The sequence below is a fragment of the Siphonobacter sp. BAB-5385 genome (assembly GCF_002261125.1).
Lineage (GTDB): Bacteria > Bacteroidota > Bacteroidia > Cytophagales > Spirosomataceae > Siphonobacter.
In genome coordinates this window covers 32,359-53,839 of record NZ_NMPS01000254.1, presented here as the reverse complement: position 1 = coordinate 53,839, position 21,481 = coordinate 32,359, and the positions used below count along the sequence as shown (strand labels likewise).

The 21,481-nt window shown below is 50.1% G+C and carries 17 protein-coding genes; 9 read left to right on the top strand and 8 right to left on the bottom strand.

What is annotated here, in order from left to right:
• Positions 1-105: 105 nt before the first annotated feature.
• The 4 genes from BWI93_RS27000 to BWI93_RS26985 are packed head-to-tail and all read right to left on the bottom strand — an operon-like array spanning position 106 to position 4,657.
• The gene (locus tag BWI93_RS27000) at positions 106-708 is read right to left on the bottom strand and encodes a TetR/AcrR family transcriptional regulator (protein WP_094817042.1); all 603 of its coding nucleotides are present in this window, start codon (positions 706-708) and stop codon (positions 106-108) included.
• 51 nt (positions 709-759) lie between these two features.
• Positions 760-1,545 carry an N-acetylmuramoyl-L-alanine amidase-like domain-containing protein gene (locus BWI93_RS26995; protein ID WP_176454352.1) on the bottom strand — a complete coding sequence of 262 codons (786 nt, stop codon included), beginning with the start codon at positions 1,543-1,545 and terminating at the stop codon, positions 760-762.
• A gap of 39 nt (positions 1,546-1,584) precedes the next feature.
• On the bottom strand, positions 1,585-2,913 hold the full coding sequence (locus BWI93_RS26990) for an MFS transporter (protein WP_255158093.1): 1,329 nt from the start codon (positions 2,911-2,913) through the stop codon (positions 1,585-1,587).
• A gap of 16 nt (positions 2,914-2,929) precedes the next feature.
• A complete protein-coding gene (locus tag BWI93_RS26985; RefSeq protein WP_094817040.1) occupies positions 2,930-4,657 on the bottom strand; it encodes an alpha-amylase family protein in 1,728 nt (575 codons plus the stop codon).
• Between the two features lie 225 nt (positions 4,658-4,882).
• On the opposite strand from BWI93_RS26985, the gene BWI93_RS26980 reads away from it, so the two are divergent.
• The 6 genes from BWI93_RS26980 to BWI93_RS26955 all read left to right on the top strand — a co-directional run bounded on the left by BWI93_RS26980 (position 4,883) and on the right by BWI93_RS26955 (position 12,448).
• Complete coding sequence (locus BWI93_RS26980; protein ID WP_094817043.1) at positions 4,883-6,778, top strand: glycoside hydrolase family 13 protein; 1,896 nt, start codon at positions 4,883-4,885, stop codon at positions 6,776-6,778.
• A gap of 19 nt (positions 6,779-6,797) precedes the next feature.
• Entirely contained in the window at positions 6,798-7,460 is a 663-nt protein-coding gene (pgmB, locus tag BWI93_RS26975; protein WP_094817039.1) for a beta-phosphoglucomutase, read from the top strand.
• Between the two features lie 114 nt (positions 7,461-7,574).
• Positions 7,575-9,902 (top strand): family 65 glycosyl hydrolase domain-containing protein, encoded by a 2,328-nt coding sequence (locus BWI93_RS26970; protein WP_094817038.1) that lies wholly within the window; start codon positions 7,575-7,577, stop codon positions 9,900-9,902.
• A 56-nt stretch (positions 9,903-9,958) separates the two neighbouring features.
• Positions 9,959-10,435 carry a Dps family protein gene (locus tag BWI93_RS26965; RefSeq protein WP_094817037.1) on the top strand — a complete coding sequence of 159 codons (477 nt, stop codon included), beginning with the start codon at positions 9,959-9,961 and terminating at the stop codon, positions 10,433-10,435.
• Between the two features lie 87 nt (positions 10,436-10,522).
• Positions 10,523-11,392, top strand: coding sequence for an AMP-binding protein (locus BWI93_RS26960; protein WP_255158092.1), 870 nt, complete (start codon positions 10,523-10,525; stop codon positions 11,390-11,392).
• 264 nt (positions 11,393-11,656) lie between these two features.
• The gene (locus BWI93_RS26955) at positions 11,657-12,448 is read left to right on the top strand and encodes a hypothetical protein (RefSeq protein WP_094817036.1); all 792 of its coding nucleotides are present in this window, start codon (positions 11,657-11,659) and stop codon (positions 12,446-12,448) included.
• Between the two features lie 37 nt (positions 12,449-12,485).
• Here BWI93_RS26955 and BWI93_RS26950 read toward each other — a convergent pair whose 3' ends face one another.
• Entirely contained in the window at positions 12,486-13,466 is a 981-nt protein-coding gene (locus BWI93_RS26950) for a helix-turn-helix transcriptional regulator (RefSeq protein ID WP_094817035.1), read from the bottom strand.
• A 193-nt stretch (positions 13,467-13,659) separates the two neighbouring features.
• On the opposite strand from BWI93_RS26950, the gene BWI93_RS26945 reads away from it, so the two are divergent.
• The 3 genes from BWI93_RS26945 (at position 13,660) to BWI93_RS26935 (ending at position 18,944) form a co-directional block, all read left to right on the top strand.
• Positions 13,660-16,494 (top strand): PD40 domain-containing protein, encoded by a 2,835-nt coding sequence (locus tag BWI93_RS26945; protein ID WP_141217617.1) that lies wholly within the window; start codon positions 13,660-13,662, stop codon positions 16,492-16,494.
• Positions 16,495-16,529: 35 nt separating this feature from the next.
• Entirely contained in the window at positions 16,530-18,032 is a 1,503-nt protein-coding gene (locus BWI93_RS26940; RefSeq protein ID WP_094817033.1) for a S10 family peptidase, read from the top strand.
• Positions 18,033-18,248: 216 nt separating this feature from the next.
• Complete coding sequence (locus BWI93_RS26935; RefSeq protein ID WP_094817032.1) at positions 18,249-18,944, top strand: hypothetical protein; 696 nt, start codon at positions 18,249-18,251, stop codon at positions 18,942-18,944.
• Between the two features lie 124 nt (positions 18,945-19,068).
• Here BWI93_RS26935 and BWI93_RS29270 read toward each other — a convergent pair whose 3' ends face one another.
• The 3 genes from BWI93_RS29270 to BWI93_RS29265 are packed head-to-tail and all read right to left on the bottom strand — an operon-like array spanning position 19,069 to position 21,174.
• A complete protein-coding gene (locus tag BWI93_RS29270) occupies positions 19,069-19,416 on the bottom strand; it encodes a hypothetical protein (protein ID WP_255158091.1) in 348 nt (115 codons plus the stop codon).
• Complete coding sequence (locus tag BWI93_RS26930) at positions 19,389-20,537, bottom strand: MBOAT family protein (protein WP_255158090.1); 1,149 nt, start codon at positions 20,535-20,537, stop codon at positions 19,389-19,391. The genes BWI93_RS29270 and BWI93_RS26930 overlap by 28 nt, the downstream gene beginning before the upstream one ends.
• A complete protein-coding gene (locus BWI93_RS29265; RefSeq protein ID WP_233207744.1) occupies positions 20,518-21,174 on the bottom strand; it encodes a GDSL-type esterase/lipase family protein in 657 nt (218 codons plus the stop codon). Before BWI93_RS29265 ends, BWI93_RS26930 begins: the two co-directional genes overlap by 20 nt.
• Positions 21,175-21,481 lie beyond the last annotated feature (307 nt).

The window sequence follows — 21,481 nt, the reverse complement described above, 5'->3', positions numbered from 1 at the left end:
AAAATCCGTAGCAAATGCTACGGACAACCCGTCTCGCTATCTTTACCGGGTTTATTCTACCAAAACCCAAAACCCAAAACCCAAAACCCAAAACCCAACCCGTCCTCACCCCCGCTTCAAACCCTCCCAAACCGTATTTACGGCCGTGTTCAGCAACATAACATCCAGCGTCAGATCACCCGAAAGTTTCATTTTTACCACGGCGGTGATGTTGCCGTAGACCATCCAGGCCATCAAGCGGGAGGAAATGTCTTTCAATTGTCCCGTGTGAATCCCTTTTCGTAAAAACTCCCAGAGTGGCTGATAAAAGTTGAACATTTCCTCTTTGGAGAGCTTGTTCATAATGGGCGAATTGGCGTAATGCTCAATAAACAGAAACTGATCGGGATGACTTACATAGTAGTCGTACAAACCCAGAAATACACTTCTGAACCGATCACGGTACGGTTTAGTCGTATCATCACTTTCCTGAATCACCAGAGCAATTTTGTCCCGGTACAGGAGGAAAAGCTCATCAATCAGTTGCTCCTTGCTTTCGAAGTAATGATAAATCGTTCCGGCGGCTACGTTGGCGTGCTGAGCGACCATACTCATGGGTGTGGCATGGAACCCATTCTTTGATATCAAATCCAGCGTAGCCTCCAGAATCGCCGTGCGTTTATCCAGAGGTCTGTCCGATTTTTTAGGGGTATCAAGCCGTTTCGCCATGCCTCGTAGCCTTTGTTAAGTAATCAATGGATTTGAGTTCGTATTCGTGATTTATTGCAGACGAGCCACAATGATCCCCGTCTGATCCCGGTGCCGGTTCAAATACGCCGCCAACGGTTCCGCCGAAATCACTACCTTTTTCTGATCCGTTGAGGCGTGTAGCAAATACACCTTCCCCCCTTTTTGGTAGGCAAACCCTTCGTGTGAAACATCCAGTCCAGCTTTGGCTGAAGTAATACCAATGATATCGCCCGTACGCAGTTTCGACTCGATGGCAGGTAGTTTATCCTTCGGAATGTAGTACTTCTGAACCTGATTCAAGGCCTGTTCCAGGGACTGTACTCGCTCGAAATTCTGCGAATCGGCCAGCTGAGCGTATAAATTCCGGTGCTTCGTCATGAAGTCAATGGGTTTATTGTAGGGTACGCCACCCCACTCCTCTGCCATCAAGCGAGCATCGCCATAGCGAACCAGTTGCTGTAAAAACGATGAAAAATAGTGCTGCCGACTTCCATACCCCTGCACCTTCCCCTGATCGTAGCGATACCGGGCTAACTGGTGCTTAAAGTGATCCACGGTCAGCGTATCGGACTCAATGGTTTGGGTAAGGGCCAGTACATTTTCCACAAACGTCGTACAATCCAGTTCTCGCAGGTTTACCACCAGCTGTTCATCGCCGGGCTGTTCGAGAGTACGGGCCACGTAAGGCGTATTAAGAAAACTCAGGGCTACGGTACCCACCGTTTCTCCCGGCGTCTGACCTTTGGGGATTTGTAGCTTTTGCTGAATTAGCTCCGGGTCACCTATAACGCAGGCCAGCCATAAGCCAAGCCACATACTTACCTTTATCATTGACTGAATACGTAGAATCGTTTGTTAAGCCTTCTCTTCATCATCGACACGCAGGGTCATTAACCCCGCGATGATCAATAAAATTCCCCCGAAGACGATAACCTGAATCGGAGCCCAACCTACCAGCTTGATGAGATAGGATAATCCTAGGCTCGCCAGAAACTGAGGGAATACAATAAAGAAGTTGAATACGCCCATAAAGTAACCCATTCGTTCGGCAGGCAGGCTACCGGATAATAAAGCGTAGGGTATGGTCAGAATACTCGTCCAGGCAATACCGACGCCGGTCATGGAAAGTAACAGCCACTGAGGATTTTGTATGAAATAGATCGAAATGAGTCCAAACCCTCCGATTACCAGACTTAGCAAATGGGTCATTCGACGTCCGATTCGGGCGGCAATGGTTGGAACCAGTAGGGAGAAAAGGGCCGAGACGCCATTGTATACGGCAAATGCCGTTCCCACAAAATTGGCCCCTTCGTTGTACCGTTCGGAATGCGTATCGCTGGTTCCGTAGATGTGTTCCGTTACAGCATTGGTCGTATAAATCCACATGCAAAACAGCCCAAACCAGGTGAAAAACTGTACAACGGCCAGTTGACGCATGACCTTAGGCATTTGAAACAGGCCCGAAAAGGTTTCCCTGAATTCATCCCCCAGGCGACGATGTTGTCCTTCCTGACGGAAGGCTTCCAGATTTTCGGGTGGATATTCTTTCGTCGTGAGTACGGTATAGGAAACACAGGAAATAAAGGCGGCGGCTCCCAGGTAATACGACCACCGAACTGAGTTTGGAATTTCACCCGGATCTGCCGTATTCGCCACGCCAAGGTACGTAAATATAGCGGGCAGTGCCGACGCTATTACCGCTCCCACGCCAATGAAAAAGCTTTGCATGGCGAACCCAGACGTACGTTGTTCACTGGGCAACAGGTCGCCCACAAAGGCCCGGAACGGTTCCATCGAGATATTAATGGATGCATCCAGAATCCAGAGCATACTGCCCGCCATCCAAAGGCTGGAGGAATTAGGCATGAAAATCAGAGCCAGCGTAGCAAATACGGCTCCAAAGAAAAAAAACGGTCGCCGCCGCCCCCACTTGGGGTGCCAGGTTCGGTCACTGAAGTAGCCAATGATGGGCTGTACCAACATGCCCGTTAGCGGAGCCGCAATCCATAACAAAGGGATTTCTTCGGCGTCTGCTCCAAGGGTGGAAAAAATGCGACTCGTATTGGCGTTTTGCAGAGCAAAGCCAAATTGAATGCCCATGAACCCGAAGCTCATGTTCCAGATTTGCCAGAACGATAACCGGGGTTTTGAAAAAATGGAAGCAGAAGCAGGGGAACCGGGCATTCGCGTAGGGGATGGATTACGTTTGGGGAGTGATTTCGAAAATCAACGCACTATTGGCCGGAATTTGGACGGCAATTCCATCGGTGGCCTGGAAGCTTCCTTTTACTTTCTTGTTCAGGAAAATTTCCCTGTACGCATACGATGCCTGCGGTGAAAGGCCCGCCATATTCCAGAACAATTCGGGGATTCGTACCTGCGTTTGATACGTCTGCGTTCGACTGAAATTCGTTACGATCAGTAAGATCTGATTTTCGGTGTACCGTAGGTAACTATACAGTTTCGATTCGTCGTAGCCCGCGGATTGGCCGCCCCCATTCACGTACTGTACATCAAAGAAATTGCCGTATTGAATGGCTTCCGACTTGCGACAGAGTTTGTTGACAGTCAGGTAAAAATCGTACAGCTTTTTCTCTTCGGGCGACAATAGTCCGCCGTCGAATTTCCCATCATTCATCCACTTCTGCCACTGCGGCACCCGCCACCAGTCGAACAACGTAGTTCGGCCATCGTTCGTCTGGAACCCTTCGGCTTCGGCAGCGGGCTCGCCTACTTCCTGTCCGAAATAGTACATCACCGGACCGCGTCCCTGCGTGGCACTCACCACCCAGGCGGGAATGGCATACTCGGCTTTTCCGGCAAAAAATTCACTGGCAATCCGTTGCTCGTCGTGATTTTCCAGGAAACGTAACATGTGTTTCTCAATATCGCCGGACTCGTGTTGCCACACCCGCGTAATGCCCGAAGCGTGTCCCCGATCTTCCATCAGCTCTCGCAGGGTATCGTACATCCCTACTTTGTCGTACAGGTAATCAAACTGACCTACGTGGATGTAGTTATGGTACCGTAGCGGGTTATAGATTTCAGCGATAAAAATGACATCTCCTTTGGCTTTAATCTGGGGGATACACCAGGCCCAGAATTCGACCGGTACCATCTCGGCCATGTCGCAGCGGAAGCCATCTACGCCTTTCGCTACCCAGTACAGCAGAATGTCCCGCATTTTCAGCCAGGTATCCGGAATGGGGTCAAAGTGACAGGAACGACCATTCTGGTAATCAACGCCGTAATTAAGCTTACTCGTTTCGTACCAGTCATGGATACTGGGTTGAGCCTGAAATACATCATTTCCCGTGGCCCGGGCCGGATACTCGAAGTACGGGTGCGGGGACTCGATGGGCAGGTGAACGCCTTCCGGAATGGCAAATTCTTCGTTGGGCAGATAATAGAAATTGTTGGCCGGAGAAAAAGCCTGCGTATTCACGTCCGTTTCGCCAAAATCAAGCACCCCGGCGGGCTTGGCATCGGAGTGATACTGACGAGCCACATGATTCGGTACAAAATCAATAATCAGCTTTAGCTTCTGTGCGTGCACCCGTTTCACCATCGCTTCAAACTCCTCCATCCGCCGCGAAGGGTTCTGAGCCAGAAAGGGGTTTACGTCATAGTAATCTTTGATGGCGTATGGCGAGCCGGCCCGACCTTTCACCACGGCCGGATGATCTTTGGGAATACCGAGAGCCGAAAAATCTTCCATGGTGGCGTGTTCCAGCACACCCATCGTCCAGACGTGGGTCATACCGAAATTCTTCAAATTTTTCAGAGCGGTATCACTAACATCACTAAACGTGCCGGTACCATTTTCACTCAACGAGCCCCAGGGCTTTACCTGCGACTGTTTATTACCGAACAAACGAATGGTCAATTCATAAATGAGCAGCTTGTCGTTTTGCTTTTCTACAGACATGGTTGTTTTCTTGGGAAGTTATGAAATGACACTACCGCATTTTCACCGGAAGTGTTTCAAAAATCAGGGTTCTGAATCACACTTTCGAATTCTTTTCCCGACTATTTTTTCTTTACTATTACCCTTAACTATAATTAAGTATCCAAATCAATCAATTTTATCGCAACAAATTAATATTTCCGTAAATTTTACGTTCGTTTGCTACTCACTTTAATTATTCGCCCCATGTTTTTGCGGATCAGTTTTTTCTGTTTTCTGCTCCTTGAGACGCTACCCCTGTTTGCCCAAGGTCTTAAGATCCAACGTATTAACCCCACCAACTGGTACGTTGGAATGAGAAAGCAACAGGTACAGCTACTGGTATACGGGCCGAATATCAAAGGTGCGAAAGTGAAGGTTAATTACCCCAGCGTGTTTGTCGACCGGGTGCATCAGGTGGAAAGTCCGAATTATGTGTTTGTGGATCTGACCATCGGGGCGGATACTAAACCCGGCACCCTCCAACTTCAGTTTTCGAAAGTATTTCCCTTAACGGAAAGACGGAATAACAGTACGATCGTCAACGGGGGCCGGGAAATGATTGTCACCGTACCCTATGAATTGAAGGCTCGTACGGCCCGCCCCCAGACTGTCGATTCGCGGGACTTTGTGTATCTGCTGCTTCCTGATCGCTTTGCCAATGGCGATCCTTCCAATGATCGTTTTGCGGATATGGCCGATACGCAACTGGACCGTACCAATCCGTTTCTGCGACACGGTGGCGATCTGGCGGGTATTATGAAACACCTCGATTACTTCAAAGAACTGGGCGTGACCACGTTGTGGCTTAATCCCGTCATCGAAAACGATCAGCCAACCACCAATGAAGGTGGGGCCATGCGTTCTTCGTACCACGGTTACGGCTTTACGGATCATTACAGCGTTGACAAACGCCTGGGCGGGAACGAAGCGTACCTGAAACTCGTAGCGGCGGCTCACGCCAAAGGGTTGAAAATCATGCAGGATGCGGTCTATAATCACGTGGGGAAAAATCACTGGCTGGTTCGGGATTTACCCGCCAAAGACTGGCTGAACCAGTGGCCGCAGTACCAGAACACGACCTATAAAGACCAGCCCATCGTAGACCCCTACGCTTCGGAGTATGACCGCAAAGTGAGTCAGGATGGCTGGTTCGTCCCTTTCCTGCCCGATCTGAATCATAAAAATTCGTACGTAGCAAATTTTCTGATTCAGCATGCCCTCTGGACGGTCGAGTATTTCGGCATCGATGCCTGGCGGGTCGATACGTATTTCTACAACGATCTGAACTTCATGAATACGCTCAACCAGCGGCTACTGGAAGAGCATCCCAACCTGTACATCTGTGGTGAAAACTGGGTAAACAGTGTCACAAATCAGGCGTACTTCGTGAAGAATAAACTCAATGTTCCGTGGAAGAGTAACCTGCCCGGAGCCATTGATTTTCAGCTTTATAACGCCAGCAATGATGCCCTGAATCAGAACATCAACCGCTGGTACGAAACGCTGGGGCAGGATCTCCTCTATGATGATGCGTTCCGCAATCTGATTTTTCTCGACAATCATGATCTGGATCGCTTTTATTCGGTGATTGGGGAAAATTTGGACAAGTACAAAATGGGCATAACTTTTTTGCTTACGACCCGCGGTATACCCCAACTTTATTACGGAACGGAACTTCTCATGAAGAATTTTAAAAATCCATCGGATGCTGAAGTTCGTAAGGATTTTCCGGGAGGTTTCGCCAATGACCCTGCCAGCAAATTTACAGCCGCTGGCCGAACCGCTACCGAAAATGAAGCTTTTACCTATGTACGTACGCTGGCTAACTTCCGTAAAACCTCCACAGCTCTGCAAACAGGAAAATTGACGCAATTTTTGCCACTGGACGGAATCTATGCGTATTTTCGGCACGATACTAAGGGTACGGTAATGATACTCATGAACGCCAATACGACGGAGAAAACGATCGCTACGGATCGCTTTCGTGAACGTATGAATGGCTTTTCTTCGGCCAAAAATGTACTGACGGGAACCGGCGTAGCGAATCTACAGCAGATTCAGATTCCCGCTCGTTCTTCCCTTGTACTGGAGCTTCAATAACTGGAAACCAAAACTTTAGATTGCCTTGAAAGCTTGCCTGTTTGATCTTGACGGAGTAATTGTTGATACGGCTGTTTATCATTTTAAAGCCTGGCGACGACTCGCCAATGAACTGGGTTTTGACTTCACGGAACACCAGAACGAACAGTTGAAGGGTGTTTCCCGCATGGAGTCGCTGGAATTGATTCTGCAATGGGGTGGCGTTACGTTATCCGATGAAGAAAAACAGCAATGGGCCGCTCGCAAAAACGAATGGTATCTGGCCTATGTCAATCAAATGACGCCACAGGAAGTTCTTCCCGGCGTTCGTGACTTTCTTGATTCCTTACGAAAAGCGGGGATTGGCATTGCGTTGGGTTCCGCCAGCAAAAACGCCCGGCTGATTCTGGAGCGAATTGACATGCTCGATGCCTTTGATGCCATCATCGATGGTACACATACCACCAAAAGCAAACCTGATCCGGAAGTTTTCTTACTCGGAGCCCAGGCCTTACACCAGAATCCCGCCGATTGTGTCGTCTTTGAAGATGCCGTGGCCGGCATTGAAGCCGCCCACCGGGGGGGAATGAAAGCCGTCGGCGTCGGATCTCCGGAAGTACTCACGGAAGCAGACGTGGTCATTACGGCCTTCACGGAAACCAGTTGGACCAAGCTCAGCGACGAACTGCTGGGTTGGCAATAAACCCCTTTTGAAAAGAACTCACGTACGCTCGGACTACTCCTGACTGGGCGTACTTCACATATCGATTAGTAATCCCTCCTACTGGAAACAACTAATCGCTGAACTTAAACTCGGATGAAAAATTATTTGAAACACGATGAATGGTGCATCATCGAAGAAGGCTTCCATGCGGACTGGAATGAAATCACCGAATCGGTTATGTCCCTGGGCAATGGCCGAATGGGTCAGCGGGGCAATTTTGAAGAGGGCTACTCCGGCAAAACCCTGCCGGGTAACTACGTAGCTGGCGTCTACTTCCCGGACAAAACCCGGGTTGGCTGGTGGAAAAACGGCTACCCCAATTACTTTGCGAAAGTCATAAATGCCGCCAACTGGATTGGTATCCAGATTGAGCTGGAGGACGAAAAACTGGATCTGGCGAACTGCCACGTGCACGAATTCCGTCGGACCCTGAACATGAAAGAAGGCTGGCTGAGCCGTTCGTTTGTGGCGATGCTGCCTTCCGGCAAACAGGTGGGCGTCACGGCGAAACGGTTTTGTTCGCTCACGCACGATGAGGGCGGGGTCATTCGCTACTGCATCAAGCCCCTGAATTTTGATGGTAAACTCACCATCATGCCCTACATCGACGGGACGATTTCCAACCGCGACTCCAATTACGATCAGAAATTCTGGCAGGAGATTCACCGGGAAACGGGTTTTGCGGAAGGCTACCTCCACCTGACTACGGTACCGAATGAGTACGGGGTACCACAATTCGAAGTCGTTACGGGTCAGAAATTTTCTTTATACAAAGACGGAGCTTCGTTTCCGTTTCAGGCCTTGCCCGTCAAGCAGGAAGGTTTCGTTAGCAGTCGAATTCAGTTGGACGTCATTGCTGGTGAAGAAATCGCTCTGATCAAATACGCCTGCAACCTGAGTGACCAGAATCACGCCCGTGAGGACCTGCTCGCCCACGCCAAGACGTACCTGGCGACTATGGCCGAAAAAGGATACGAACAACTCTTGCGGGAACAAATCGAAGCCTGGGCCCAGAAATGGCAGCAGATGGATATTGTCATTGAAGGAGACGTCGCGGCTCAACAAGCCATTCGGTTTAATCTGTTTCAGCTCAGTCAGACCTATACGGGAGAAGACGATCGCCTTAACATTGGTCCCAAAGGATTTACGGGAGAAAAATACGGCGGCGTGACCTATTGGGATACGGAAGCGTACTGCATTCCCTTCTATCTCTCCACGGCAGAACCCAAAGTAGCCCGTAACCTGCTCATTTACCGTTGGAAACAACTGGGCAAAGCCATTGAAAACGCCGAGAAGCTGGGTTTCACGGGAGGAGCGGCCCTGTATCCGATGGTGACGATGAACGGCGAGGAATGCCACAACGAGTGGGAAATTACCTTCGAGGAAATCCACCGTAACGGAGCCATTGCCTACGCCATCTACGATTACATTCGGTATACCGGCGATACGGCTTACCTGGGTGAATACGGCTTTGAGGTACTCCTGGGCATTGCCCGTTTCTGGTCGCAGCGGATTACGTGGTCAGACGAGCGTCAACAATTTGTCATGCTCGGCGTAACCGGACCGAATGAGTACGAAAACAACGTGAACAATAACTGGTACACGAACTACATCGCTCGCTGGTGCCTGCAATACACGCTGGAGGTAACCGATCAGTTGAAGACTACGGAATCCGAGCGTTACGCCACTTTGAGTCAGCAACTGCAGCTCAACGAAGAAGCGGAGTTTGGTCGCTTCCAGGCTATTATTGACCAGCTTTACTTACCCGAGTCGAAAGAATTAGGAGTTTTCCTGCAACAGGATAGTTACCTGGATAAAGAACAAATTCTCGTAACCGACCTGCGTCCCGAAGATCGTCCACTGAACCAGAAATGGTCCTGGGATCGGATTTTGCGTTCCCCTTTCATCAAGCAGGCGGACGTATTACAGGGCCTGTACTTCTTCGAAGATCAATTTGAGGAAGCGACGATTCGGCAGAACTATGATTACTACGAACCCCGTACGGTCCACGAATCTTCCCTGTCGCCCTGCGTACATGCCATTTTGGCGTCCCGGCTGGGCATGGATGATAAGGCCTACGAAATGTATCTGCGGACAAGTCGTCTGGATTTGGATGATTATAACAATGATACTGAAGATGGACTGCACATCACTTCCATGGCAGGTACCTGGATGTCAGTGGTTAAAGGCTTTGGGGGCCTGCGGGTGAACGACGGACAGCTTCACTTATCCCCCCGCTGCCCGGAGCAATGGCAGAGCTATTCGTTTACCATTCGTTTCCGGGACAATATTCTCAATGTACACGTCCGTCCGGATGGCACAGTAATTGAGAACATGGCGGGTGACGAGCTTACGGTATGGGTTCAGGGCGAAAGCCGCAGCATTCCTGCGGCAGTAGTCGAAGCCCCCGAGGAAGAGTAATTTTCTTTGTGTCCGTAACGCTGTTTTACTTTTTGTCAACCGAACGATAAGATAGCATGAGTACTTTAAATGCCATTGGTTTAGATACCGATAAATCCGCTGAATTAGCCCAGAAGCTCAACCAATTGCTGGCTAACTATTCCATTTTTTACCAAAATACCCGTGGGTATCACTGGAATATCAAGGGCGAAAAATTCTTTGAATTACACGTAAAATTCGAAGAGCTGTACAACGATTTATTACTAAAAATTGACGAAGTAGCCGAGCGGATCTTAACGCTAGGGTATACGCCGAACCACAACTATTCGGAATATGCCCGTCAGTCGCAAATTCTGGAAAGTGCCAAAGTTTCCAACGGCACTACGGCGGTAGAAGGCATTCTGAATTCCTTTAAGGTAATTATGCCCCTGCAACGCGAAATTCTGGCGGTAGCGGGTGAAATTAATGACGAAGGAACCAGTGCCCTGATGAGTGATTACATTCGCTCGCAGGAGAAAATGGTCTGGATGTATTCCGCCTTTTTAAATAACTAAGCACAGGTTGGACTACTTACCTTGCGGAGAGCCGTTGTCAGACAACGGCTCTCCGTTTTTCTCAGGCAACCGGTTAATTTTACACGCATGCTAGTAATCGATGCCGCTCTTCCTTTACCCGAGCCTCAGACGGAGTACGAAGGTCAGGCCATAAACTTTTGCCAGCAGTGGCTTTCGGGTCAATCGCATTTCCAACTGCAGACTTCCGGTTCGACGGGTACGCCCAAAATCATTACGCTAACTCGGGCTCAGATGCAGGCTTCCGCCCGCCTTACGGCCGAAACTTTTCAATTGCAGCCCGGCGATCAGGCCCTTTGCTGTTTGAATGTCAACTACATTGCGGGAGTAATGATGCTGGTTCGCACGCTGGAATGCGGATTACGCACTTTTGTGATGGAACCCAGCTCCGACCCATTACCCAAGGATGTCTCGCTCGATTTCGCGGCGTTTGTACCCCTGCAACTGCAACATTTGCTGGAACAAGCGAGTGAATCTTTGCCGCAGCTCAATCAAATGAAGGCCCTTATCATTGGTGGGGCGGCCGTTTCGCAGAGCTTACACGCAGCCTTACAGGTAATACAGGCTCCCGTATATGCTACGTATGGCATGACCGAGACGGTTTCGCACATTGCCGTTCGCTGCCTGAATGGTCCCGAGCAGTCGGATTACTTTCAGGCCTTACCGGGAGTAGCTCTAGGGCTTGACGAACGCGATTGCCTGCACATTACTGCCGCTGCTTCTAATTTCGAACGAATTCAGACCAATGATGTCGTAGAAATGCAGGACGGTGGACGTTTTCGTATGCTGGGTCGGGCGGATCATATCATCAACTCTGGAGGGATTAAAATTCAACTGGAAGAAGTAGAGCGTTGGGTTGAACCGATCGTACGGGCCTATTATCCCGGGAAACGTTTTTTTGCCTGGGGTTTCCCGATGAACGGCTGGGGCAGGCACTGACGCTCGTCATCGAAGCGGAGTCGCTCGCTCCCGAACAAAATCAGGAACTGCTCCGGCAACTTAAAAATCAGCTTCCCGCGTATAAGTCCCCACGGTCTTTGCGTACGGTACATGCTTTCCAGCATACGCCTACGGAAAAAGTTGACAAACGGGCCACGGTACAGGGACTACCCACTGAATAATTGCTAAGATCTGCCCGAAAACTGCCTCTAAACGCCGAAAACTAAAAACTATTCACTATTTTTCACGCACAGAATTGTGCTTATGGAAACTCTTCTTCGATCCATCGAGATCAACTATCAAACGGCAGAGCTTATCCCTGCTCCCTATTCCCATAAATATTTCATCCGCTGTACGGTCAATCGGGCGGACGAATTACACGTGGTTTTTCGCATTGAATACACCGATCGGGACGATCTGACGGAAGAGGAAATTCTGGGCGAAGGATTCACGGGTAACGATGATTTCGAATGGGAAGGTACCCTCCTACCCGTCTGGACGGAAGAACTTCGGTCGCTGGTTGCTAAAACCGACTTTTATAAGACCAGTCGTCCGGCTCAGGAAGCTGAAAATCAGTTCTGGCTCAACATTGAATACAAGGATCAGGAACCCCTTTTGGGCAAACCCCGGAACCGGGAGCCCTGGGAATACCTGTCGCAGGAACTTATTCAGGCCATCTACGAAACGGCCCGTCTGGAAGCTCCGCTGAAACTCATTTATCTGAAAAAACTGAAGGATAAATCGGTACAACTGGAAATGAACGTCTTCTTCTCCAAACGTACGGTGAAGATGAATATGCAGGTGGACAACATTGAAAAGTCGAATGAACTTCGCTGGGATACGTTGAATCCGGTGCTACGGCTCATCTATGCGGGTGAGTTTCTGGCCGAAAAAGCTACGCCCAAGAAGCCCGATCATCCGGGTAACTTTATCAATGTCGGCGACGGCCTTTGGTACGAATTTGGCAAATCACTGGTTAATCCGAGCGGTAACAATCGGTTTCTGAACGACATCGAACGTACGTTGGACGAACTTTCGCAGTTGCCTACAGAATAAACAAAAAGCGGATGGTTGCCATCCGCTTTTTTATGTCTCAGGCTTTCGCCCGATCAAGTTCTTCTTTTAATTCTTCTACTAACGCTTTCATACGGTCAAGCGATACGGGCGGTTCGGGTAGCTTGGTACTATAAAAGCCGCGAACGGCCCAGACTTCTACAATGTCCTTCAGGGAAAGTTCGATCGTCTGAATACCTGGATTATCCGAACTTAGTAAAAGCGTACTTTTGATTTTCAGCTGATTATAGACCCGTCGGTACAGTAAACCCTGCATTCGGGATACGATCAGATAGTGCCGGGAGTCTTCAAGTGTATACCAATCCGTTACCTGTTCAGCAATCAGAATGGAACCGGGAATGGAAAAATCATCGCCTACTTCAAAAGCCCGGACAACACCCGCTTTCGTCTGCGGTCCCTGAAACGGCGGCAACTGCTGAATGTACTCCCCCTGCCGCGATTTCATGACGTATTCGCTCATCCGCCCCTGGTTGACCAGCCGAATAACCGAATCTACCGGAGTTGGGGCTGTCGTAACGGGAGCCTGAACCACGGAGGGAGCCGTAATCGTTGTCCGATTGAACGCTTCCGATGCTTTGGGTAATTCTACGGGCGTATCGGACAGAAAATCCAAGCGATTGAGTTTACGAAGCGTTACTCGCTGAGCCACCAGATTGACCTGCGATTTTTCCCGAAAATACGTATCCACCACTTTTTGAATGGGCTGCGGTGGACGGGCCGTTTCAGGACGGTAAACGGGAGGCGGAGGTGTCGCGGAGGCGGGACCTAAATTCAGGCTGGGCGTATCACGAATCCGGCGTAAATCAACCGTCAGCAACTGATCGAGCGTCACGCCAAACAATTGCGAAAGTTTAATGAGCGTCTCACGGGGCGGGTTAGCTCTTGCCTCTTCGTACGCACCAATGTTTGGCCTTTTGGTACCCAGGCGACGAGCTAACTGCTCCTGTGTCAGATCGTTACGGTTCCGCAGATACCGAATATTCTCGCTAATGATGCTCATACCGCCTCCTAAATTGACAAAATTTTTAGCAAAACTATTTAAAATAGAAAGCGAGTCAAGTTTTTTGATTCTTCGTTTCCTCAGATTCACCCCGTTTTTCCTCAAAAAAACCAATACGCTCAAATGCCCCTGCTAAAAATTTCAAAGTTTGTGCTTAGCTTACACCCTTCATTTTTTCCCTAGATTCGTAGGAATGAATCGCTTTCTTTTCTGTGTATGGTGCTGTTTGACTGGCTATCAGGCACTTGCTCAATTAGGTAACACCAGCCAGAATCCTGCCTCCATTCGCTGGTTTCAGTACCGGACGCCCCACTTCCAGATCATTTATCCGGAAGGTCTTGATTCAGTTAGTAATCGACTGGCAAATACCATGGAAACGGTTTATGAACCCGTATCCAAGACCCTCGGCCGGAAACCCCGTCGTATTCCTCTGGTGCTGCAAGCCCAAACTACGGTTTCCAATGGATTTGTGACCCTGACGCCCCGTCATACGGAGTTCTACATCACGCCGCCGCAGGACGCCAATTTTCTGGGAAATAATCGCTGGCTTGACCTGCTGGCCGTGCACGAATACCGGCACGTCGTTCAGAATGAGAAAGCGATGACCGGTATTAGTAAGGGATTGTTCTATCTGTTTGGCTACAATGCTACTAATTTTCTAAAAACCGGCATCCCGGACTGGTTTGCGGAAGGAGACGCCGTGTGCACGGAAACGGCACTCTCTCCTGGCGGACGTGGGCGAATCCCGGAGTTTAACCTGTTGTTTCGCACCCAGTTACTGAGCCGGAATAAACCTTTTAGCTATCCTAAAATCGTTGCGGGTTCGTACCGGGATAACCTTCCCGACTGGTACGTACTGGGCTATCACCTGACGAATTACGCCCGTAGAAAGCTGGGGCCTGAGGTCTGGAATTCGGTTCTTGATCGGTACTACCGTTTCCCCTTCTACCCCTTTTCTTTTTCGGACAAACTGCGGAAAATATCAGGCTTACGGACGGAGGACTTGTATCAGGAAGCAGCGGCTGATTTCACCCAACAGTGGGCTGCTCAGCAAGCCGTAGCGTCGCCCGCCCCACAGGTTTCTACCAAACCCATTCGAGTGTATACGGATTACGAGTACCCGCAACTATTGCCCGATGGCCGGATCGTTGCGTTGAAGTCGGGATTAGCGAATATTCCCGCCTTTGTACTGCTGGACGGGCAAAACGAAACCAAGCTGTACGAAACGGGTTTTCTCCAAAATTCCGCCACCCTTTCGCTGGGCCAGACTACGCTGGTTTGGGCGGAACAACACTTTGATCCCCGCTGGGGCATGCGGGATTATACCGTACTTAAGACGCTTGACCTGCGTACGGGAACGATGCGGCAGGTCACCCGAAAAAGTCGCTATTTTGCTCCGACGATTTCGCCCGATGGGCGTACCATTCTCACGGTGTCCATTGATACGGAAGGAAAAAGTGAATTGGTGTTAGTGCAGGCTTCCGACGGTCAGGTTCTTCGGACTTTTCCGAATCCTCAACAGTCTTTGTACCAGCAGCCCCGGTTTGCGGCGGATGGTCGCCGGGCCATTATGGTACGACAAGTGGGTTCTCAGAAAACGCTCACGATACTGAATCTGGAGACCGGGCAATTGCAGGACGTCTTTCCACTCCAAACACAGAATCTTTCTCAACCGCTGTTGTACGATAACTGGGTGCTTTACAATGCTCCGTACACGGGTACCGACCAGATTTACGCATTTCATCAAACTAGCCAAAAGCATTACGCCATCACGCAGCGGCCTTTTGGAGCGTACCACGCCGCTCTTTCGCCCGATGGTCGTACCCTGGCTTTTCAGGATTTTACAGAACAGGGTCACCGGATTGCCCGACTGCCCTTTAACCCGGCTGAATGGACTGAACTCACGGAAATCCCGACCGCCCCTACCCGCTCGTTTGGTCCGCTGGTACAACAGGAAAACAACCCTGCGTTACTGGCTTCCGTACCCAATCAGTCGCACGTTCGCAAGCCCTATTCCAGGGCTCATTTATTTAAAATTTACGGCTGGGGACCGGTGCTGACTTCGTCCGAGACGGACTTATCCGTGGGCATCCAATCGCAGAATCTGCTTTCTACGGCCTTTACCTCGGCCGGGTACACCTACAACGCCAACGAACGACAGGGCCGCTGGGAAGGCAACTTCAGCTACTACGGCTGGTATCCGGTCATCGATGTGAGTGTAGCGAGTGCCGGACGTCAGACGGTTTTTTCCATTGACGAGCAACCACCCATCGATAGCCTCCGAAAAGATTACTGGCGACAAAACGAACTTAACGTCGGACTACGCCTGCCCCTGGTGTTGACCCATTCCAAGTATCGGGAAGGCCTTTCGCTCGCGGTACAGGCCAATTTTATTCAGACGCAGGGTTACGATCTTCCCCTACGCAGCCGTACCGAGCCGGGCCGTCATAATTTATCGGCCACCACCGTTTCCCTAAGTTACTCCCGTCTGTTACGACAAGCCAAGCGGGATGTGCAGCCTCGCTGGGGACAAACGTTTAGTCTCTACGCCCGTAATACGCCTTTCGGAGGTGTACTACAGGGTAACTTACTGGCTTTACAAACGAGATTGTACTTTCCGGGATTTTTTCCCCATCATTCCATTCGTCTTTTCGGCGGTGTACAGTTTCAGGGTTCCGGCGACTCGTACGTATTTGGCAGCCCAATGTTTTACCCCCGGGGATATGCATACGCCAGTGCTGCGAAACTAACCACGGGTACGCTTCAGTACCAGTTGCCACTGGCCTACCCCGACTGGAGTCTGGGTCGCTTGCTGTACGTGCAACGAATCAAACTGAATGCGTTTGCGGATTTGGGCTATGCCGTCACGGGTGACCGAACCCGCACTTACCAGTCCACGGGTGTTGATGTTACGTTCGATTTCAACGTCCTGCGTTTACGGCAGGCTTTCGAACTGGGCTTCCGGGGCCTCTGGACCCGCGGCGGTACGTTTCAATCTCAATTTTTAGTTATTAATATTGGATTTTAAACCCTTTCCATCCGTTTCATTCTTCTCTATTCCGTATGAAAATCCGATCGCTCTACCTGTTTTCCACTCTGCTGCTGAGTAGTACGCTGAACGCTCAGCCTTCCCAGGAAAAACCCGTCCCCTTTGTGGCTCCGCCCAGCCCCGTTGAAACCAAAGGGCAAGTGACCATTCAGGGCAAAACCATTTCGTACACGGCCCGTACCGGCTACCTTACGCTGAAAGACGAAAGTGGTAAAGCCAAAGCTAACATTTTCTTCATCGCGTATACCCGGGATGGGGTGTCGGATCTGACGAAACGTCCCATTACGTATACCTTTAACGGTGGACCGGGTTCGGCTTCGCTCTGGTTGCACCTGGGATGCATTGGGCCCCGTCGGATTCCCATGACCGACAAAGGAGAATCGCTGGCTCCGCCCTATGCCCTGGTCAACAATGAATATAGCTGGCTCGACAAAACGGATCTGGTTTTTATCGACCCCGTCAATACGGGATATAGTCGGGCCGCAGCCGGTGAGAATGAGAAACAGTTTCTCGGGTACAATGAAGACATTCAGTCGGTGGGTGAATTTATTCGCCTGTACACCACGCAGTACGGCCGCTGGGGATCGCCTAAATTTCTGGCGGGCGAAAGTTACGGCACTACCCGGGCGGCGGGTCTTTCGGGCTATTTGCAGGATCGTTATAACCTGTACATCAACGGCATATCGCTCATCTCATCCATCCTGAATTTCCAGACGGCCCGTTTTGACCGGGGCAATGACTTGCCTTTCGCTCTGTTTTTACCTACGTACACGGCGATTGCCTGGTATCACAAGAAACTGGCTCCGGAGTACCAGGCCGATCTCAAGAAAACGCTTCAGGCAGCCCGCGAATTTGCCGCGGGCGAGTACACTACGGCTCTGATGAAAGGTGATTTACTGACGGAAACCGAAGAAAAAGCCTTGGTTGAAAAGCTGTCGAAGTTTACGGGCCTTTCCCAAACCTATCTGCGGCAAACGCGTTTACGCGTTGAAATTGGCCGTTTTGTGAAAGAATTACTCCGTTCGGAAGGCAAGACGGCGGGTCGGCTGGATGGCCGCATGACCGGTACGGATTTCGACGATGCGGGCGATGGCTACGAGTTCGATCCCAGTCTTGATGCTACGATTTCCGGTCCGTACTCCACGGCTTTGAATCACTACGTTCGGCAGGAACTCAAGTACGAAAATGACCTGCCTTACCTGGCCCTGACGGGGCGTGTACAACCCTGGAATTACAATAATGTCCAGAATAGCTACCTCAACGTGAGTGAAACCTTACGGCAGGCCATGAGCAAGAACCCCTTTCTGAAAGTTTGGGTGGGTGCGGGTTATTACGATCTGGCGACGCCATTTTTTGCCGCCGAGTACACCTTTCACCACATGGGACTTAAACCGGAACAGCGGAAAAACGTATCCTTTACCTATTACGAATCCGGGCACATGATGTACATCCATAAGCCGTCGCTAATCCAGTTGAAAAAAGATGCCGACACCTTTTACGATCAGGCTCTGAAATAACCGGATGAATTTCATCAAACGTATAGTTGCCAGCCCGAACAGGCTGGCAACTTTCGTTTCATGGGCCTCCCATCGCCTGAATTCACATTTTTTAACAGCTAAAAAGGCCCTTTTCATCGCAAAAGCGGCCTATGGCTATTGGCAAATCCATTTCTATCGCCCTAATTGCCCCCATCAAAGTAATGTTTGTACCCGTAAATTTTTAACACTTTAGCCATGAAACGTTATCTAGTTGCCTTCGCCATGCTGTTGTTCAGCACTTACTCTTTTGCTCAATTCGGTTCTAACCGCAATCGGCGTAACGACCGCGAAGCCGTTACTTTTTTCTCAAACTCCAACTACCGGGGTCAATCCGTACAGCAATATTCCGGTGATTTCCGAACTATCAATTTTTCCATTGGTTCCATTCGCGTACCCAATGGCTACGTAGTTGAAGCGTTTTCGGAACCTAATTTCCGGGGCCAATCGGTGAAGTTCAGTGGTAACGTAGCCCAGTCGGGTAACCAGATTCGTTCGTTACGCATCGTGCAGGACCGGAACTACAACGGTCGCCCCGATTATTCCGATAACCGTCCGGGCCGTGGCCGTCCGGATTACAATGATCGGCCGGGCTATAACAACAATCGGCCCGGGTACAACGACAATGGCTCCGTCGTTCTCTTCGCGGATGACGACTATCAGGGAGGTTCGGTGACCCTGAATACGGGTCGTTATCGTTCGTCAGCCCTGGGTCAGATGAGCAAAAAAGCTTCTTCGATTCAGGTTCCGGCGGGTTACACCATTCAGGTATTTGAAAACGATAGCTTCACGGGCAATTCCTACACCCTGACGAGCAGTAATAACCGCTTACGGAACATTGGCTGGAATGACCGCATTGGTTCCGTGATCATTACTCGCGGCGGTCGTCGCTAGAGTATAACTCGTTCAGTACACACAAAAAGAAAGGCAGTCTTCGTGACTGCCTTTCTTTTTGTAGGGTTCAAAATCGGTAATGGTCGGAAAGAAACTTTCGATCCTTACCAATTAACTGCAATACCTAGAACTGGAAATAAATAAAGGGCTGCACTTCTGCTGACTGTACCTGCGTCATCAACAGAATAACCGCCAGTAGCCAGGCCAGTTTACCCACGAGTGGCAGACGCGTAATCCAGTTTTCGGCCTGTAGTTCCAGTGACCGGGGCATAAAATGCAGGGTGTACCCCAACAACATCACCAGCAAGACGTTTTGATACCCTTCAACAAACTGGACAATCAGCGTTGGGTCAAACTGAGTAGCAATCTGATGCAACAGCTGCTGAGCAATTTCCATGGAATCGGCCCGGAAGAAAATCCAGCAAAAACAGACAAAATGAAAGGTCAGTAGCTGAGCCAGCCAGCGGTACATCGGGTACGCTCCGGGAGAAAAAACGAACGAATGAACCGATGAATGACCAGGGCCCCGCCGTGTAATCCCCCCCACAGCATAAATCGCCAGGCGGCCCCGTGCCAGAGTCCACCCAGAACCATCGTCATGAAGAGGTTGAAATAGGTACGGAATATCCCTTTCCGGTTTCCTCCCATCGAAATGTACAGGTAATCGCGGAGCCAGCTGGACAACGAAATATGCCAGCGACGCCAGAATTCGGTAATGTTCCGGGATTGGTACGGGGAGTCGAAATTGACCGGATACTCGAAGCCCAGCAACAAAGCAATGCCAATCGCCATATCGGAATAGCCCGAAAAATCGCAGTAAATCTGCAAGGCGTAGCCATACACGCCAAAGAGATTTTCCAGTCCCGAGTACAGGGTAGGGTTATCAAAAATCCGATCGACGAAGTTGATACTGATGTAATCGGAGATGATCACCTTTTTAAACAATCCGCTGCCAATTAGGAAGACCGCCCGTCCAAACTGTTCCGGCGTTACGACCGTGGGTCGGTAGAGTTGCGGAATGAAATCTTTGGCCCGTACGATTGGTCCTGCTACCAGCTGCGGAAAAAACGAAACGAAAAAGGCGTAATCCAGGATACTCTTGACGGGTTTGATTTCGCCCCGGTAAATATCGATGGTATAACTCAGGGACTGAAACGTATAAAATGAAACCCCTACCGGAAGAAAGATCGGCAGCGGATTATACGGTTGATGGGAAAACTCAGTCCAGGCCTGATAGAAAAAGTTGGTATACTTGAAATACGCCAGCAGACCCAGATTGAGGATCAGGTTGAGCACCATCCAGAGCCGTTTGAATATCTTCTGATCAGCATCGTAGATAAACCAGCCCAGTACGTAATCCACCACGGTCGCGAGTACCAGTAACAAAAAATACCAGCCCGAAGATTTGTAATAGAAATACAGCGAAAACAAGGTCACAAAAATCACCTTGCCCCGGTGGTTCGGCTGTAGTAGTACGTAGATCGACGAGAATCCCAGGAACAACCACAAAAACAGGCCACTGTTAAATAGAATCGGAGCCTCGGGCTGATACTGAAGCAGTTCCGTTAGTTTACTAAAGTCGATGGGTGGCATAATCGTTGAAGGCTTGCATTAAAGCCTGATACAGTAAATTTCCCTGCAATTCGTAGCCTTTGCGGTTGTAATGAACACCGTCGCTCGTAATCAGATGATTTTTTTTCCAGAACGCGGCTGGTCCCGTAATTCCATACAGATCCCAGCACGGCAGGTGATGTTCGCTGGCGTAGTTCAGGATGGTCTGGCGTACTTCCGCCATTTTCGGATTGGCGTGCGTGCGACGCTTGTACGAATCAGCGGGCGTGGTCAGTAAAATCGTAGCCTGCGGATTCGACTTTCGCAGGGCCTGTACCAACGCATCGATGTTCGCGTAAAACTCCGTCATGGTCAGAGCTGCACTATGGGCCTCGTTGGTACCCAGCGAAACCAGAATAAGCTGCGGATCGAGTCCTTGGGTTTGTTCGGCAAAATACTGGGCATCGCGGTAATGGGAGAACTGAGCCCCGTTTACCCCTACCGAGTGATACAGCACGCCAGGCTGACCATTTTCCAGACTGAACCCAAACAACGTCGCATGGTTTTGTCCGGCTTTTGTCTGTACGGATTCCAGCGAAAACTCATCGTTGAGTTCGTTGAGATCCACTAAAATCGGCAGTTGTCCCTCCGTTCCGCCGGACGTTTGTACGGAAGCCATCACGGCTCCCGAAGCATCCAGAATGTTGAAATCGTAACTGTTGGTATCCCGCAGACAGAAAAGTTTTAGCCGGTCAAACTGATACCCCAGAGCCGAGTCCGAGCGAATCTGTACGTTCATTCGTTTACCCGGATAGGTATTCCGAATGGTTACGCCTCCGATTCCGATCGGTAAATCTCCGTCCGGAAAAACGCAGCGTCTGGCTTGCCAGATGGCATCACTGTTAGTACGGTAGGTATGGGGTTCGTTGGTACGGGCCACGTGCAGGGGCACAACCAGGCCCCGTCCGGCATTCCCAAACTCGTAC